We start from the raw sequence: 17,430 nt of genomic DNA on the forward strand, positions 1-17,430 counted from the left end.
AGTGGGCGCGCCATATAATGATCTGGCAGGGGATCATGCCGGGGTAATTCTACTCGCCCCGCGCCGGTTCGGGGACGCGCGGGGCTGGTTCATGGAGACCTGGTCGGCGGCGCGCGCTGCCACCCAAGGGATCGACGTCGATTTCGTTCAGGACAATCACTCCTATTCTGCAGCCTTGGGCACCGTGCGCGGACTGCATTTTCAGACGCCGCCCAATGGCCAGGCCAAACTGGTGAGGTGCCTGCGCGGCGCGATCATGGACTTTGTCGTCGATGTGCGGGCCGGATCGCCGACCTATGGCCGATGGGTCTCAGCCGAACTCAGCGCTGACAACGGATATCAACTCTTTATTCCGGTCGGGTTCGCCCACGGCTTCGTAACGCTGCAGCGCGATACCGAGATCGCCTACAAATGCTCCGATGTTTACGCACCCGCATCTGACGGCGGCGTGATCTGGAATGACCCGGACATTGGCATACACTGGCCCCTGCCTGCGGACGGGGCGGTGCTGTCCGACAAGGATCGCCAGCTTCCCCGGCTCGTCGCGTTCGACAGCCCGTTTGCCTACGATGGCCGCCCGCTGGCAAAGCTGGGAGACCCGGTATGAGAATCCTCGTCACCGGCGGTGCCGGCTTCATCGGTTCGGCCCTGGTTCGTCGCCTCATCCGCGAGACGGAGCACGAGGTGCTGGTGTTCGACAAGCTGACCTATGCGGGTCTGCTGAGCTCGCTGGAGCCGGCCTCGACCAGCAACCGCTACCGCTTCGTCCAATCCGACATCTGCGATCCGGCGGCGGTCGCGGCTGCGCTCGCCGACTTCAGGCCCGACGCGATCGCTCACCTTGCGGCAGAGAGCCACGTCGACCGCTCGATCGACGGACCGGGAGAGTTCGTCCAGACCAACGTCGTCGGCACCTTCAACATGTTACAACAGGCGCTGGGCTACTGGCGCGGGCTGGACGAGGCAGGGAAGGGTGCCTTCCGCTTCCACCACATCTCGACGGACGAGGTCTTCGGCTCGCTGGGCGAGACAGGGCTGTTCAGCGAGACCACGCCCTACGATCCCCGCTCGCCCTATTCGGCGTCCAAGGCGGCGTCGGATCATCTGGTCAGCGCTTGGGGCCACACCTATGGGCTGCCGGTGGTGATGACCAACTGCTCGAACAACTATGGGCCCTATCATTTCCCCGAGAAGCTGATCCCGTTGATCATCATCCGGGCCCTGAACGGCGAGCCTCTGCCGATCTATGGCGATGGGTCGAACGTGCGTGACTGGCTGTTCGTCGACGACCACGCCCGCGCGTTGCAGGCCGTGTTCGAGCGCGGTCGGCCGGGCCAGACCTACAATGTCGGCGGCAACGCCGAGAAAAAGAACATCGACGTGGTCAAGGCGATCTGCGCGACGCTGGACAGCCTCCAGCCGCGTTCCGACGGCAAGCCCTACGCCGACCAGATCACCTTCGTCACCGACCGCCCGGGCCACGACGCCCGCTACGCCATCGACGCGACCAAGATCCGCGACGAGCTCGGCTGGACCCCCTCGGTGACCTTCGACGAGGGCATCCATCAGACGGTGCGCTGGTATCTGGAGAACCGCGCCTGGTGGCAGGCCATTCTCGACGGCCGCTACAAGACCGAGCGGCTCGGCGTCGCCAATGGCTGATTCCGCGGCTGAAGGCGTCATCGACATCCTGGTCACCGGCGGAGCCGGGCAGGTCGGTCTCGAACTGGCTCGCCTCGGCTGGCCGCATGACGTGCGTCTGCACATGCCGACCCGGGCGGAGCTGGACCTGGGCGACGCAGACGCGGTGCGGTCCCTGTTCGCCGCGACACCGTTCAAGGCCGTGATCAACTCCGGCGCCTATACCGCCGTGGACAAGGCCGAGACCGAGGTCGCGGCCGCCTTCGCCGCTAACGCCATGGGCCCGGCGGTCCTGGCCGAGGTCACGCGGGCGGCCGGCATTCCTCTAGTCCAAGTTTCTACCGACTACGTCTTCGACGGGTCCGGCGAGCAAGACTACGCCGAGAGTGATCCGGTCGCGCCGCTCAGCGTCTATGGCGCCTCCAAGCTGGCGGGCGAGGTCGCGGTGAGAACCGGCAATCCGCGCTCGGTGGTGCTGCGGACCGCGTGGGTGCTGAGCCCGCACCGCGCCAACTTCCTCAGGACCATGCTGCGGTTCGCCGCCGACCGGCCCGCCGTGCGCGTCGTCAACGATCAGACGGGCTGTCCGACCTCCGCCAAGGACATCGCCCAGGCGCTGTCGGCCATCGCGCTGAGGATGATCGCCGACCCGGATGCGCCGACTGGTGTCTATCATTTCGTCAACGCGGGCTCGACTAGTTGGGCCGGGCTGGCCCGCGAAGTCTTCGCTCTCAGCAAGGCACGGGGCGGCCCGGAAGCCCAGGTCGAGGGCATCACGACGGCCGAGTATCCGACCCCGGCCCGGCGCCCGGCGAACTCGCGACTGTCGACGTTCAAGATCACCCGCGACTACGGAATCATCCCTCGGCCCTGGCAGGATGCCGTGGCCGGAATTGTCGCCGAACTGCATCAGGAGACACGCGCGTGAAGGGTATCATTCTCGCCGGCGGATCGGGCACGCGCCTGCATCCGATGACGCTAGTCACTTCCAAACAACTGATGCCGATCTACGACAAGCCGATGATCTACTATCCGCTATCGACCCTGATGCTGGCCGGCATCCGCGAGGTGCTGATCATCTCCACCCCGCGCGACACACCCTCGTTCCAGGCGCTTCTGGGCGACGGCTCCAAGTGGGGCATGGACATCCAGTATGCTGTCCAGCCGAGCCCCGAGGGTCTGGCCCAGGCCTATATCATCGGCGCCGATTTCGTGGCCGGTGGACCGTCGTCGTTGATCCTGGGCGACAACATCTTCTACGGCCATGGCATCAATGATCTATTCAAGAGCGCGATGGCGCGGCCCGACGGGGCGACGGTCTTCGCCTATCATGTCAACGACCCGGAGCGTTACGGCGTGGTCGAGTTCGACTCCGAAATGCGCGCCCTGTCGATCGAGGAGAAGCCGCCCGTTCCCAAGTCGCCATGGGCGTTGACGGGGCTGTATTTCTACGACGAGCAGGTCGTGGACATTGCCGCCAACCTCAAGCCCTCGCTGCGCGGCGAGCTTGAGATCACCGACGTCAATCGCGAATACCTGAACCGCGGCCAGTTGTCGGTCGAGATCATGGGCCGGGGCTTCGCCTGGCTGGACACCGGAACGCCCGACAGCCTGCTGGAGGCCGCCGAGTTCGTGCGGACCCTGGAACGACGCCAGGGCTTCAAGATCGCCTGCCCTGAAGAGATCGCCTTCGATCAGGGCTTCATCGACACGGCCCAGATGGAGACGATCGTCACCGCGCTCGGCAAGAGCGACTACGGCCGGTATCTGCGCAAGATGGTGCTGAATGATTGACGTTGTACAGGACTGCAACACGAGACCTGTTGTTCGTATCCTTGGCACGCACGGCGTGCCCGGAAACTACGGGGGCTTTGAGACAGCCGCCGAACATATCGCGAAATACCTCGTCCGCCAGAACTGGCGAGTTATAGTCTATTGTCAGACCGGTCCGAACGGGACGGTATACTACGACACTTGGGAAGGCATTGAGCGCGTCAATATCGGGGTCGAGGACAAGGGCTGGCTCGGCACGGCGAAATTCGACTGGATCTCGATCGTCCATGCTTCTCGTCATCGAGATGTCTGCCTGACGTTCGGCTACAACACCGGCGTTTTCAACTTCCTGCAGCGTCTCAAGGGCATACCCAATGTCATCAACATGGACGGGATCGAATGGTCCAGGAAACGTTGGGGGTTTCTGCGTCAGGCCATCCTGTATGTTAACGAGCGGTTCGCCGCCGCCTTCGGAAATCACCTGATCGCCGACCATCCAGTGATCCACGAGTACCTGCTAACGCGTGCGTCGGCCCGCAAAATCACCACAGCAACCTACGGAGCGGAGCCGATCCTTTCGCCTCTCTCTACTGACCCTGTCACGGCCCTGGGGCTCCAACCCGGCACCTACTTCACGCTGATCGCCCGTCCCATTCCGGAGAACTCCATCATCGAGATCGTTCAGGCCTTCTCGTCGAAGCCGCGGGGACGGCAACTAGTTATCCTGGGCCACTATGACGGTGCGGCTGACGCGTATCACGCGGCCATCCTCGCGGCGGCGAGCGAGGAAGTGCGCTTCGTCGGGCCCATCTACGGCGATCGTGTCGCCGTCCTTCGCTACCATGCGCTGGGGTATTTCCACGGCCACACGGTTGGAGGAACCAATCCTTCGCTCGTAGAGGCCCTGGCGGCCGGCAACCCGGTCTTCGCCCACGACAATCCCTACAATCGCTGGGTCGCCCAAGACGCCGCTGTCTACTTCGCGGATCAATCCGAACTGTCCCGGAGCATCGAAGAGGTACTCGCCTCGCCCGACCGGCTTGAGGCCATGAGCGCGGCCGCCCGCCGCCGGTTCGCCGAGGAGTTCACTTGGGATCACGTCGCCCAGATCTACGAAACCATTCTGAGGCGGTTCGTGCCGCGCAACCCCAAGCAAGACAACGGAGAAATTTGATGGTGCGTATCGCTGTCGTGGGGCTGGGCAAGATGGGAATCTCCCACCTGTCCATCATTCGGGCGCACCCCGAAGTCGACTTGGTCGCTGTCTGCGACACGGTCGGCTACCTGCTGGACGGTCTGTCGAAATACACTGGCCTAAAGACCTACACGGACTTCAAGAAGCTGCTGGCCGAAGTGGAGATTGACGGAATCATACTGGCGACGCCGTCCGCCTCTCACGTAGACATGGTCCGGGCCTGCCTCGAGAAGGGTATAGCGGTCTTCTGCGAGAAGCCGTTCACGCTCAGCCCGCAGGAGTCATACGAGCTAGCTGCCTTGGCCGCGTCGAAGAATCTGACCAATCAGGTTGGCTATCACTACCGGTTCGTCGGAACCTTCCTAGAGGCGCGGCGCCTTCTGCGCCACTTTGTGATCGGCAAGATTAGCCATGTGCTGGCAGAAGCCTATGGCCCCGTGGTGCTGAAGCCTAAGGGATCCACGTGGCGCACTCAGCGCAAATCCGGCGGCGGCTGCCTCTATGACTATGCAGCTCATCCGATCAACCTGCTCAACTGGTACTTCGGCGAGCCTGAGGCGGTCGGTGGCACCCGCCTTAACAAGATCTTCTCTGCAGACACCGATGACGAGGTATATTCGACCCTCTATTTCCCACAAGGCATGAGCGCCCAACTGTCGGTTAACTGGTCCGACGACTCGCACCGCAAGATGACCACCCGCCTCACGTTCTGGGGTGCGAAAGGCCGGATCTTCGTCGATCGCCAGGAGATCCAAGTCTATCTGCGCGCCGCCGATCCGAAGCTAACGGAGTACGGCCAAGGCTGGACCGTCCGCTACATCACCGAACTGACGGAGAACGTCTGGTTCTACCTGCGCGGCGAGGAATACTCGGCGCAGCTAGACCACTTCGTCGGAGCCGTCCGTGACCGCATCGTTGGTGAAAACTCCTTCGCCAGCGCCGCCCAGACGGACCGGGTGATCGGCATGCTAATCGCAGACGATCTGGCTGGCCCGCGCACGGGAACCGCAACTCCGGTCGCGACCGAAAAGCTCGCCCGCCGCAACTTCTTCAAGCTCTAGGAACGACCAATGGACAAGCTGCTGTTCGGCGACAATCAGTTCTTCGGCGTAAACCACATGTCCGAGGAGAAGGCGCGCACCCAAGCGATGCGCTTCCAAAACGTCGACGCGATCATGTCGGTGTTGGACGCGGCTTATGACGAAGGCGTGCGAACCTTCATGTGCACGACGCACGATCGCATCGCCGAGGTGTGCGACCGCATCCGGGCGGATCCGAAGCGCTACGAGGATTTTGCCTTATACCCGTGCATGCCCTATGCGCACAAATATGCAAACGCGGTCACCGAGGAGGGCATGCTTGGCGCGGTACAGAAGTTCCTGCCTGACGACGGGTTGTTCAACGCCGTCCTGCGTGGCGGGATGTCCTTGGCCAATAAGGATGTTGAGGGCGTCGCCACTCTTCTGATCGACGCAGAAATGAAGATGTTCAAGGGGCTGAAGACGCCCGTCATCTTCCTACAGAACATCGTGGTGGATCTGATCCTCGGCCTTGGCGTGAACGACGCCTTCCGCATCTTTGCCGACCACGTGAAGAAGCGGTACGACGCCGAGCCTGGCTTCATCACCATGAACATGCCCCGTCTGCTGGATGCGCTGGACTCCGTCGGCGTCGAAAACCCAATAGTCTGCTCCAACATCAACAAGATCGGCTTCCGCGTCAGCGGCGGTCAGCAGAGCTATCTCGATGCGCTTCAAAACCGGAAGTTCCGCGCGATCGCGATGTCGGTGTTCGCCTCAGGCGCGCTGCCAGCAGATGAGGCGATCGAGTGGGTATGCGCGCAGCCCAACATCGAGTCGATCGTGTTTGGGGCATCCAGTCGAGCCAACATTCGCGGCACCAAGGCGCTGGTCGACAAATGCTGGGCCGAGACCGCGAATTGACCGCTCAGTCCCGCCAGGCCTCGGTTGGCCGCAATAGAACGTCTGCGTCGAACCCCAAGGTCGGCTTCGACGCGCATGTGCTCGACGGTCGGTTCCAAGGCTCCCGAACCGTAATCATCCGCCTAGCTCAAGCTTTGGCGCGGGACCATGCCGACATCGACGTCACCTTGTACTGCGAGTCCAGGCCTGATCCGTGCCCTCGCATCCGGCACGGTTCCCTGCCGGTCGCCGGGGCGATGCGCCGACTGGCATTAGACCTGCCTCGGATCGCTTGTCGCGATGACCTAGACGCCCTGATCTACCAATACATCTGTGCGCCTTGGTCACGGAACAGCTGGGTCGTAATACACGACGTCCTTCCGATCACGCATGCACGCTTGTTTAGAGCAGTATTCGTCGTTCGAAGCGCCATACTGTTCATGCTTTCGATGATTTGGGCTCGCCGGGTCGTAGTCGTCAGTCAATACACCGCTGACAGTGTGTTGCGAATCGCGCCTTTTGTGCGTAAAAAATTGACCGTGGTGCTCAATGGGCCATCGTTTGACGAGGACCTATACTTTCAGGAATATCCCGCACCGGCCCGGCCTCCCTATATACTAGCAGTTGGGCGGCTGGAGAGGCGCAAGAATATCGACCTTCTGGTTCGCGCTTTCTCGCGGGCTGGGCCTCAGGGCGTGGAACTGATTGTCGTCGGTAAGGCTGAGCCTGGCTACAGTCCTCCGCTCGGCGCGCCCGGGGTAATCTATATCGAGAGCGTCCAAGAAGCGGCGCTAGCGGCGCTATATGCGAACGCGGCGCTGTTTGTTTATCCCAGCGCGGCGGAAGGCTTCGGACTGCCGCTTCTAGACGCGGTTCTGTTCGGGGTGCCGACCCTTTCTTCGAACCGTACCGCCATGCCCGAGGTTGGCGGAGACCTTCCGGAGTATTTCGACCCGGAGACGCCCGATGCGGAGGCCGTTTTGGCTCGCAGAATATCTGAACATTTCGGTGGGAGGCCGGTGAAGGCTCCATCGCAGGCGGCGCGTTTGGGCCATGCGAAAGCTTTCTCATGGACGAAGAGTGCGGAAAGTCTGGCCAACGCCATTCGTGCCCAACCCTTGCGTGTTCGGGCAGGTCCCCTGTCGTGATAAAATCGGCGGGCGCCTTTTCCTCGAGAGCCGGACGCATTCTGGTGGTGGCTCCCGAGCCGCCGTGGCCAAGCACGCATGGAGGTCGAGTTGATACCTGGAACCGTTGCGATGGCCTTTCGAGAGAGGGCTGGTCGGTCGGATTGATTTGCTGGAGCGACGAGCCGCGGGATGCGGCCGCGAAAGCAGCGAAAAATTTCAGTCGCGTATTTGACTGGGTTCGTGTGCTCGAAGAGCCGCGTGGTCCTGCGGGGCTGGCGGGAAGGCTCTTACGGCTGACGCACCAACCATCGATTACCACAGCACTACATCTCGCGAAGCGGAAACTGGACGGGATCATCTCCGAAGCGCGTGAGTTCGGGCCCCAGTTAATCGTCGCTGACACAGTATACACGGCAACCTTTGCGCGCAAAATCGCAGACGCCCTGGCAGTTCCGCTACTGATACGTTCACACAATGTCGAGCACGAGTATATGGCGATCCAGTATCGCCTAGCGTCGTCGTGGCGCCAGCGTCTCTCGGTCGGTGCGGCGCGGCTTCATCTCAAGACCTACGAAATTAAAGCCCTGAGAGGGGCGGATGGTGTTCTGGAGATATCCAGAGACGCGCTCCCGTTTTGGCGCGGCCACGGCGTCGAGAGGGTCGAATGGGTCCCGACTTTCTTGCCAGGGTTGCAGCATGCTCGGCGGGGGACGATCCCCTGGACGGCGAGGCGATACGACGCAGTATACGTCGGCAATCTATGGTCTCCAAACAATGTCACGGCGGTTCGCTGGCTGGTGGATGATGTCATGCCGCATGTCCGGCTCCAGGCTCCGGACTTCGTCCTGATGATTGCCGGGTCGAACCCGGCCGCAGACTTGCAGGCGGTCCTATCCCTGGCCGAAAATGTCGTCTGGCAGGCCAATCCAGTGGACGCGGCGGCCGTTCGCGCCGAGGGCAGGGTTCTGGTCAACCCAATCCTGGAAGGTAGCGGTCTAAACACCAAAAGCATCGAGATGTTGTTTTCCGACTCACCGCTGGTAATGACCCCGTTCGCGGCGAAGGGTATGGACGCCGATACCCAGGATTGCTTTGACCTGCAGCCTGACCCGGAAGGCTTCGCCGCGGCGATGGTCCGGCAGGCTGCATTTCCGTTCACGCTCGACAGCGCGCGCCGCGAAGCGCGTGAGCGGTTCGGCGCAGTGGGGGCCAGAAAGCTATCCACGATCCTTGCCGATGTCGCCAATCGGGGCACCCGATCATCAGGTGGACCTCGATGACGGTTCGAACCCACATCGTAATGGTGAACTGGAACGGCGCAACGGACACCATCGAGTGCCTCGAATCGCTACTCAGGCTTCAAGGCGACTTCGCAGTCACCGTCTGTGACAACGGCTCTACGGACGGCTCGATCGATAAGATCGTCGCTTGGGCCCAAGGTCCCGCGCCCGCCGCTGACTGGTCTCAAAGGATGGCACACATGGGCCCTCGGCGTCTCAGACAGCCGACGTTCCGGCTGTTGACGACTGGTGACAGTGTTCAGGCGGGCCCGCCGCCTGTCATTACCATTCTCGATACCGGTGCGAACCTGGGTTTCGCGGGCGGCAACAATGCGGGAATACGCCTTGCCCTTGCGGATGAAGGGTGCGCCTACATCTGGTTGCTGAACAATGACACGGTGGTCGATCCTCAGGCGCTCCTAGCCTTGTTGGCTCGTATGCAGGATACGGCTGTCGCCGTTTGTGGATCGACGCTTTTGTTCTACGACGATCCCGGGACAGTCCAAGCCTTGGGTTCAGCCTTTGATCTGGGGCGCGCCCTGGGCCGGCCCATTGGGCTGGGTGTCTCGGCAACATCACTGCCAGGGCAGGCTGAGGTCGAGCTGCAAATGGCCTATGTCGTCGGTGCCAGCCTGCTGACGCGGCGGGAGGTCATGGCGAGAACAGGCGGCCTTTGCGAAGACTATTTCCTCTACTTTGAAGAGATCGACCTGTCCCGAAGGCTGGCACCCGGCGAGGGTCTGGGCTGGGCTCCGCAGTCGGTGGTTTACCACAAGGAGGGCGGTTCGATCGGAACGAGTTCGCGCGGACGCTCCAGCCCGACCAGTGTTTACTACTTGCGGGTCAATCTGCTGAGGTTCTATCAACGGTATCACCCCGCCCTGCTGCCGGTCGCCTTCGCCCGGATTGCGCGTGAGGCTTTTCTCGATTTTAGCAACCGCGACACCCCCGCTCTCAACGCCTCTGCCCTCGCGGTCGGCGACTTTCTGTGCGGGCGGCGGCGCGTGGGGCCTATCTCGTTCGCCTCATCTCAAAAGCCGGTCCCCCATGGGTGACCGGCTCTACATGACGGCGTCGGTCCTCATCCGGATGGGGGCCGGCCTGCTGGTCTTCGTGCTGATGGCTCGGGGGCTGGGGCCCTCGGCCTACGGCCTCGTCGCCACGGTCTTCGCCTACGCCACCCTAGCCTCGCTGCTGACCGATTTCGGCTTCGCCTCCAAGACCCTGCGCGACATCGGGGCTGACCCTGACGGCGGTGGAGCCATTCTGAACGCCAGCCTAGGCGTCAAAGCCTATCTGACCGTGGCGGTCGGGGTCGGCGGGGCCGCGATCCTGTTCTTCGTGCCGGGCGAGCCGGTCAACCGACTGGCGTCGGGCCTTCTCGGCGCTGCGGTGCTGATCGGGACGATCGGAGACCTTGCCCTGACCGCCTATCGGGCCGTCGGCCGCTATTCGGACGAGACCTGGATGACGATCTGGACCTCGGGCGTCCATCTGGTGCTCATCGGATGGATATCGCTGGGCCATGGCGACCTGCTTCTGCTGGCCATCGGCTTCGTCGCCTCGCGTCTGCTGTATACCGGTGTCGCCGTGATCGGTGCAGAACGGCTGTTTACTGACCACAGCCTGCGGTTTGTTTCCCCGCGCGAGGTCTGGACCTCGCTTCGGGGGGCTTGGAGTTGGGCCGCCGACAGCGGGCTTGGCTTTCTGACGGGTCAGATCGATGGTTTCCTCGTCCCGGCTATTTTCGGCCTTCAGGCGGCCGGTATCTATCAGGCCGGTGGGCGCTTCATCCAAGCGGCGCTTGGTCTGGTTACAATCCTCGCCGCCGTTCATATCCCGCGCCTTGCCAAGGTCGCTGCAGAGACCGCGGGCGTCACCAGCGGTGAGCGTCGCATGATGATCGAATTCACGGCGGCCGGAGCCGTGCTCGGCCTAATGTTCTGGTTAGGTGGGCCACTCATCACCACGTTTCTGCTCGGCCCCGAGTATGGTGCGGTGAACGCGCTCTGGCTGGGTTTTTCGGTTTTTCTCGTCATCCGGTACATGGCCGCATCCCTCGGGGCCGCCTTGTCAGCGCGTGGTCTGCCGCTGGTGCGCGTCGCGGGTCAGGTCGCGGCCCTGCTGGTCGTCGTCGTGGGCCTGACCCTGGGCTCTCCGAGGTTTGGACTGGTGTCGGTCCCTTGGATCATGAGCGCAGGTGCGCTCGCCACCCTGATATCCTTTTGCCTTGCCCGCCTGCTTGTGGCGCGCGGTCGGCTAGGCACCGCCGCCCGGGACTGCGGCCCGGTTCTGGGGAATTGAACGTATGACCCGCAACATCACGATCGGTCTCCTCTGGCAAACGCTGGATCATCCCAATCTGGGCGTTGACGCCCTGACCCGGGCGAATATCGCCATTCTCAGGGCCGCCTGTGCACGAGCCGGAGTAACGCCCGAATTCGTCTTGCTAGGTACACCCGGTCCGCGTGCGCCGGATTTGCCCGGCATTAGGCAGGGCGGTAGCCCGGGCACCCGGCAGATGCTGCTTGGACGCGGCTCATTCTTCGACGATCTCAACCGCTGCAACATTGTTTTCGACACGTCCGAAGGTGACAGTTTCACCGACATCTATGGCTGGAAACGGTGTCTGGCCCAGTCCGGCAGCAAGCTCATTGCAATGCGCGGCGGCCGCCCGCTGGTCCTGTCCCCCCAGACCATTGGCCCCTTCAACAAATCCTGGTCGCGGGCCCTGGCCCGGCATGTGATCGGCCAGGCGCGCCTGACCTTTGCGCGCGATCACCTGTCGACCGAGGCCCTGCACGACCTCGGTGTTCGTGACCGCATCGATGAGGCGATCGACGTGGCTTTCTGCCTGCCCTTTGTCCGGGCAGAGCGCATCGCGGGTGACAGGATCGGCGTCGGCGTCAACGTCTCGGGGCTGATGTACCGAGCGGCAGAACGGTTCCAGATGACCATCGACTATCCGGGCTTCGTCCGCGCCCTGCTGGTCAAACTGACCGCGCGCGACGATGTCGAGGTCTGGCTGGTGCCCCACGTCCTAAGTGAGGATGGCCACGTCGATGATGATGCTGCGATCAATCGACTGATCCATGCCGAATTCTCCGCCGCGAAACTGGCCCCAGCGTTCAAATCCTCCGTCGAAGCCAAGTCCTTCATCAGCGGCCTCGATGTCTTTACCGGTGCGCGGATGCACGCCTGTATCGCGGCCTTCTCTTCGGGTGTGCCTGTCGTGCCGATCGCCTATAGTCGCAAGTTTAACGGCCTGTTCCAGTCGCTGAAGTATAGCCGCTTCGTGGATGGCCGCGCCTCGACGAACGAAAGCGCACTGGCCATGATCGATACGGCCATTGCCGAGCGCGCCCAAGCCGCCGCCGAAATCGTCACGGCAATGGAGATCGCAAACAGCAAACTCGCCCGTTACGAGGACGCCCTCGTCCCGCTGATCGCGGAGGCCGCGCATGGCTGACCTTTTGAACCGCATCGTCCGGGGCGGGCTATGTCAGGGATGCGGTGCTTGCGCCTCTGCGCTGGGGCCGGACAGGCTGAGCATGAAGATGGACTCATCGGGTTATCTTCGCCCTGCAAGGGTCTCTGCTCCAGAGGCGGGAGACGACGTGGTCCTAGCCAAGGTTTGTTCCGGATACGGCCTCGATCAGGAGGCCGCCGGGCGGCCCTATGATGCGACCTGGGGCCCGATCCTGTCGCTCCAGACCGGCTATTCAAAGGACCCAGAGGTTCGATACAAGGGCTCATCCGGTGGCGTGATTTCCGCGCTGGCCATCCACTTGGTCGAAACTGGTGCCGTGGATTTCGTGCTGCAAACCCACGCCAGTACTGAGGACCCGATCGGCAACGAGACCAGTGCCAGTAGGGATCGGTCTTCGATCATCGCCTCGGCGGGATCGCGCTATAGTCCGTCTTTTCCCCTTGTCGACATCGAAACTCACCTTGCCGGCGAACGCCGCTTCGCCTTCGTGGGTCGCCCTTGCGACGTCGCCGCCCTTCGTCGAATGGCGTTGCGCGATCCTCGTATCGATGTGCAGGTCCCCATCATGCTGTCGTTCTTTTGCGCCGGCGTCCCAAGCCGCAAGGGCGCACTTGCCGTGCTTGATGCGCTTGGGGTCGAGCATTCCGACGTGAAGGAGTTCACCTATCGCGGGCGCGGATGGCCCGGCTTGGCGCGCGCCATACGCCACGACGGGACCGACGCCTCGATGGATTACAATTCATCTTGGGGCGCCATCCTGAACCGTCACCTTCAGTTTCGTTGCAAGATCTGCCCGGACGGTACCGGAGAGTTCGCCGATGTGGTCTGCGCCGACGCTTGGTATGGCAAGGACGGCTATCCCGACTTCACCGAGGTGGATGGTCGAAGTCTTGTGGTGGGCCGAACAGAGCGGGGGCAGGCTCTAATCGCCGCCGCATCAGCTCGCGGCGTGTTGGCCTTGAACCCTCTTGAGGCGGCTGAGCTAAGGGGAATGCAACCCTATCAGTACGAGCGCAAACGTGCGGTTCTTTCCCGTTTGGCCGCCCTCTTGCTCAAGGGCCGCACAGTTCCACGGTTCAACGGACTCGGCCTATGGGGCTTGACTCTTCGCAGATCGCCGCTCTGGCTTCTGCGCAACATGGTGGGAACCTACCGGCGCATCCCGCATGGAGATCTTCACTGAAGGCACCGCGTCTGGAACAGGCAGTTAAGCTTAACCCCTATGTCGGCCCCATCCACTAGCCATATATGTCTTCATGACAAATGCCTTTTACATTTCTCCAGTCGAAACAGCGTAGGACGCTATCCCCATGATGCCCCGGAAGTCCCTAGTGAGGGGTATGTTTTATGGGCTCGTAGGTAGTGTCTTGCCCATCGCTGTTACGATCGTAACTGTTCCTATCTATCTGTCGTCGATCGGCCTCGAACGTTACGGCGTTTTAACCTTATTCTGGCTGATCATTGGTTACGTAGGATTTCTCGACCTGGGAATAGCGCGTGCGGCGACAAATCGTTTGTCGCAAATAAGAACTGATGACCGGGGAAAATTTCGTTCGACGATTATCACTGCGTTCCTAGCATCTTTGGCGATCGGTGCGGCCTTAGGCTTAGCGATGTTTCTGCTACTTCCCAGTCTGTTTGGCGCACTATACGCGCGAAGCCCTGATCTACTGCGAGAAATTGCACCTTCGCTTGGATGGATTGGACTAATTTGTCCTATCGTAACATCAGGTGGCGTCCTGATCGCCATTCTGGAGGCTGAAGAGAGCTATTTCCAGTTAAACTTGCAAAACACTACCAGTGGCGTTTTAATGCAGATTTTGCCGCTGATTGCTGTTATTATTTTTAGCCCTTCAGTAGGGGTCGCTATCGCAGCAGCATGCATTGCCAGAATCGCTTCTTTTGTTTGGTTACTATCAATTTGCATCTCCCGCTTCGAAGTTATGTCAGCAAAATTTGAATTCAAAATTTTGACGTCTTTGCTAGGGTACGGGAGGTCCATAACAATTTCTAACGTAGTCGGACCTATCCTTGTAAGCGCCGATCAGCTTGTTATTGCGCGACTGCTTGGGCCGGCTGCTGTTGCGCAGTATGCAATTCCTTTTAACATCGCAGCAAAGCTAACAATATTGCCAATGGCGGTTTCGCGGGTTCTGTTCCCTAGGCTATCTCATCTAAAGCACGAGGATTCGACTGTTCTCGCAGAACGAACAATAGGTCCCATGGCAGCTGTCATGGCGTTTATTTGTTGTCCTATGATTATTGTCGCCCAGCCCCTTCTGTCTTACTGGCTTGGCAGGGCAATGCCCGTAGATTACGGGCTTATAGTTGGCTTAATAGTGGTAGGAGTATGGATAAATGCGCTGGCGATTATTCCGTTTTCACTGCTCCAAGCCCAAGGGAAGCAGAGCCTCGTGGCCCAATGCCATCTTCTTGAGCTCGCGCCATTCATCGCCGTTCTCTGGTTGTCCGTGTCCTCCTTCGGGTTGCTAGGAGCAGCCGGAGCTTGGACGGCTCGGGTTTCTATCGATGCCCTTCTACTCTTTCGTCTCTCCGGCTCTCATCGTCATGCGCTCACTGCGGCCGCACCGATGGGTCTCTTGGTTTTTGGAAGCTTTCTGGCGGCAGCATTGTTGCCCGCGGGCATTCCCTTGTACGTGCTGGGATCCGCCCTTTCGATTGCACTCACAGTGCTGTACGCAGCGCTGTTCGAGCCTGCGTTGAGGGACGTTGCATCCCGCGCCGTCCGCCTAACTTGGTCTCGTTCATAAACGCGAGATTTCGCAGTAGGATCTTCGATTATGTCATTTTGGACGGAAATCGATTTGGAGCACGTGACAGAGTGCCCCATGTGCTGCTCGCCGGTGAGGATGAGACCATTTTCAGAAATCAAGGATTGGTCTTTTGGCTCAAACAGCCAGGCGTGGTCATTTGAAAAATGCGTCGAATGTTCGAGTCTGTACCTAAATCCGAGACCTACTGCATCGACCATCATGCGGGCTTACGTCAGCTACTATACGCATGGTGATTTAGTTCAAAAATTCAATGGGATCGGCAGTGCGGTTAACCGACTAGCCAAAAAAGGTTACCTAAGTAGAAGGTTTGGTTATGCGTGTAGCCTGATAGAGGCGTTATTTGGACTGTTATATTTCTATCTTCCAAACCGGAGATTGTCAGCGGATTTGGAAGTGCGTCATTTACCCGCGCCACGATCGGCTAATGACACTGTTCTCGATATTGGATCTGGCTCTGGAGAGTTCTTGCGTCTGGCGAACAGTCTCGGATACCATGCGACTGGACTCGAGCCAGACACTGCCGCATTGGATTCCACATTTTATGCAGTTGAAAATGTTCGCGAATCTAGTCTTCCGAATACAAATCTAGAAGATAACACGTTTAATCAAATTACACTTCACCACGTATTTGAACATCTTCACTACCCTATAGAATCAATCGAGGAGTGTTTTCGGATACTTAAGCCAGGTGGACGTTTGTGGATGGCCATGCCTAACCCAAAAGCCTTTGGGCTCCAGATATTCCGGGAACATTGGCGCGGACTTGAAGCCCCACGGCACTTGGTCCTTCCGAGTATGCATATTCTGCAACAGAGGCTTTCTATGGCTGGATTTAAAAACATCCAGTTTTTGAAGCACCCTAATGTTGGCGAATTTATCGTCAGGGAGAGCCGAGTGCAGGAAAATATTGCGGCACCAACTGCCCTCCGTAAGATAACGAATGAAAGAATAACGAACGTTAGAGTTGCTAAATACATCGATCAGATAGGCAGACGCTGGCCTAATCATGCGGAAATGTTCATTGTGATTGCGTTCAAATGTCCCTATTTGAATGACAAGCGAGACTTCCTGTAAAAGCGTATTGTCTCCGATTGGCGCGGGAGTTACCGGACTTGCCTAAACAGCTTTTGCGTCGACATCTTTCACTCACCTCCCGCAGACATCATCCAGGCGGGTGCATGGTGCATCGGCCGATCTTGTTTACGCCGCATTGGCGATCGGATCGTAGTCGCGTTCATGACGCAGCAGTGCCCAGACGATCCTCGCCATCTTCGCGGCCAGCGCCACGACGACTGTGTTGGAATGGGAGCGCGACAGCAAACCGCGCAGCCAGGCACCAAGTCGCGTGTCGCTTTTGCTCATTACGGGCAGTGATGCCCGAGCGCCCAGGATCAGGTTCTTTCGCAGATAGCGGCTACCGCGCTTGGTGATGCCAAGCAGCCGTGGCTTGCCGCCGGTCGTCGCCTGCCGCGGAACCAGACCGAGCCAAGCGGCAAGATCGCGACCACGGCCAAAGGTTCGGGCATCACCGACAGCGGCCACCTGCGCGGTTGCATTGAGCGCTCCTATGCCGGGGATGGTCAGCAACCTCCGTGTCCGTGCATCCGTCCGGGCCGCATCTTCAAACTCGGCGTCAAGCTCTCCAATCCGTTCGTCGAGGGCGGTCCAGCGCAGGCGCATGTCGCTCACGATCCGATGGATGCGTGGGCCGAGCACCGGTGCGCTGTCGTCCAGCATCTCACCTAGCCGGACAGCCAGCTTTGCCCGACCTTGAGGCACGATGTGACCCCGCTCGAGAAGAAGGCTGCTGATCTGATTCATTAGTGAGGTGCGGTCCCCGACGAGCTGGTCGCGGATGCGATGCAGCGTCTGCATGTCGAGCTGCTCTTCAGACTTCAACTCGACGAACCGCATGGTCGGCCTGGTTGACGCTTCCGCGATCGCCTCGGCATCCCGGTCGTCGTTCTTCTGCGCCTTGACGAAGGGACGGACATATTCCGGCGACATCAACCGTACCGTATGACCTTGCCGTGCCAGAGTGCGGCCCATGTGATGCGCGCCGCAGCAGGCCTCCATCGCCACGACTGTGGATCGGCGTGGAAAAGGGACCCCGTTAGCGGGGTGATCGGCGTCGAATAAGGACCCCTCATTCCTGATGTCTAACGATGGCTGCTTGGCGGATGTCAGGCGGCGAGTTCGGGATG

15 protein-coding genes and 1 pseudogene are annotated in these 17,430 nt (G+C 60.4%); 15 read left to right on the forward strand and 1 reads right to left on the reverse strand.

Annotated elements, in window-relative coordinates; all coding sequences use genetic code 11:
• The first annotated feature begins 1 nt into the window (after position 1).
• The 15 genes from rfbC (at position 2) to ACP7AB_RS15505 (ending at position 16,300) form a co-directional block, all read left to right on the forward strand.
• The gene (gene rfbC / locus ACP7AB_RS15435) at positions 2–607 is read left to right on the forward strand and encodes a dTDP-4-dehydrorhamnose 3,5-epimerase (protein ID WP_425992849.1); all 606 of its coding nucleotides are present in this window, start codon (positions 2–4) and stop codon (positions 605–607) included.
• A complete protein-coding gene (gene rfbB, locus ACP7AB_RS15440; protein ID WP_425992851.1) occupies positions 604–1,662 on the forward strand; it encodes a dTDP-glucose 4,6-dehydratase in 1,059 nt (352 codons plus the stop codon). Before rfbC ends, rfbB begins: the two co-directional genes overlap by 4 nt.
• On the forward strand, positions 1,655–2,569 hold the full coding sequence (gene rfbD, locus ACP7AB_RS15445; RefSeq protein ID WP_425992853.1) for a dTDP-4-dehydrorhamnose reductase: 915 nt from the start codon (positions 1,655–1,657) through the stop codon (positions 2,567–2,569). Before rfbB ends, rfbD begins: the two co-directional genes overlap by 8 nt.
• On the forward strand, positions 2,566–3,435 hold the full coding sequence (gene rfbA, locus ACP7AB_RS15450; RefSeq protein WP_425992855.1) for a glucose-1-phosphate thymidylyltransferase RfbA: 870 nt from the start codon (positions 2,566–2,568) through the stop codon (positions 3,433–3,435). Before rfbD ends, rfbA begins: the two co-directional genes overlap by 4 nt.
• Positions 3,428–4,588, forward strand: coding sequence for a DUF1972 domain-containing protein (locus ACP7AB_RS15455; protein ID WP_425992857.1), 1,161 nt, complete (start codon positions 3,428–3,430; stop codon positions 4,586–4,588). The genes rfbA and ACP7AB_RS15455 overlap by 8 nt, the downstream gene beginning before the upstream one ends.
• A complete protein-coding gene (locus ACP7AB_RS15460) occupies positions 4,588–5,670 on the forward strand; it encodes a Gfo/Idh/MocA family protein (RefSeq protein WP_425992859.1) in 1,083 nt (360 codons plus the stop codon). Before ACP7AB_RS15455 ends, ACP7AB_RS15460 begins: the two co-directional genes overlap by 1 nt.
• Before the next feature lie 9 nt (positions 5,671–5,679).
• A complete protein-coding gene (locus ACP7AB_RS15465; protein WP_425992861.1) occupies positions 5,680–6,552 on the forward strand; it encodes a hypothetical protein in 873 nt (290 codons plus the stop codon).
• The gene (locus tag ACP7AB_RS15470; RefSeq protein ID WP_425992862.1) at positions 6,528–7,679 is read left to right on the forward strand and encodes a glycosyltransferase family 4 protein; all 1,152 of its coding nucleotides are present in this window, start codon (positions 6,528–6,530) and stop codon (positions 7,677–7,679) included. Before ACP7AB_RS15465 ends, ACP7AB_RS15470 begins: the two co-directional genes overlap by 25 nt.
• 44 nt (positions 7,680–7,723) lie before the next feature.
• On the forward strand, positions 7,724–8,941 hold the full coding sequence (locus ACP7AB_RS15475) for a glycosyltransferase (protein ID WP_425992864.1): 1,218 nt from the start codon (positions 7,724–7,726) through the stop codon (positions 8,939–8,941).
• Complete coding sequence (locus tag ACP7AB_RS15480; RefSeq protein ID WP_425992866.1) at positions 8,938–9,996, forward strand: glycosyltransferase family 2 protein; 1,059 nt, start codon at positions 8,938–8,940, stop codon at positions 9,994–9,996. The genes ACP7AB_RS15475 and ACP7AB_RS15480 overlap by 4 nt, the downstream gene beginning before the upstream one ends.
• On the forward strand, positions 9,989–11,245 hold the full coding sequence (locus tag ACP7AB_RS15485; protein WP_425992868.1) for an oligosaccharide flippase family protein: 1,257 nt from the start codon (positions 9,989–9,991) through the stop codon (positions 11,243–11,245). The genes ACP7AB_RS15480 and ACP7AB_RS15485 overlap by 8 nt, the downstream gene beginning before the upstream one ends.
• Positions 11,246–11,249: 4 nt before the next feature.
• A complete protein-coding gene (locus ACP7AB_RS15490; protein WP_425992870.1) occupies positions 11,250–12,410 on the forward strand; it encodes a polysaccharide pyruvyl transferase family protein in 1,161 nt (386 codons plus the stop codon).
• Entirely contained in the window at positions 12,403–13,614 is a 1,212-nt protein-coding gene (locus ACP7AB_RS15495) for a Coenzyme F420 hydrogenase/dehydrogenase, beta subunit C-terminal domain (protein ID WP_425992872.1), read from the forward strand. The genes ACP7AB_RS15490 and ACP7AB_RS15495 overlap by 8 nt, the downstream gene beginning before the upstream one ends.
• Before the next feature lie 157 nt (positions 13,615–13,771).
• On the forward strand, positions 13,772–15,202 hold the full coding sequence (locus ACP7AB_RS15500; protein ID WP_426046184.1) for an oligosaccharide flippase family protein: 1,431 nt from the start codon (positions 13,772–13,774) through the stop codon (positions 15,200–15,202).
• Between the two features lie 30 nt (positions 15,203–15,232).
• A complete protein-coding gene (locus tag ACP7AB_RS15505) occupies positions 15,233–16,300 on the forward strand; it encodes a class I SAM-dependent methyltransferase (RefSeq protein WP_425992873.1) in 1,068 nt (355 codons plus the stop codon).
• Positions 16,301–16,426: 126 nt separating this feature from the next.
• Here ACP7AB_RS15505 and ACP7AB_RS15510 read toward each other — a convergent pair.
• A pseudogene (locus ACP7AB_RS15510) lies at positions 16,427–17,311 on the reverse strand (IS110 family transposase); the annotation flags it as partial.
• Positions 17,312–17,430 lie beyond the last annotated feature (119 nt).

The sequence above is a fragment of the Brevundimonas sp. TWP3-1-2b1 genome, from assembly GCF_049896165.1.
GTDB classification, from domain to species: Bacteria; Pseudomonadota; Alphaproteobacteria; order Caulobacterales; family Caulobacteraceae; genus Brevundimonas; species Brevundimonas subvibrioides_B.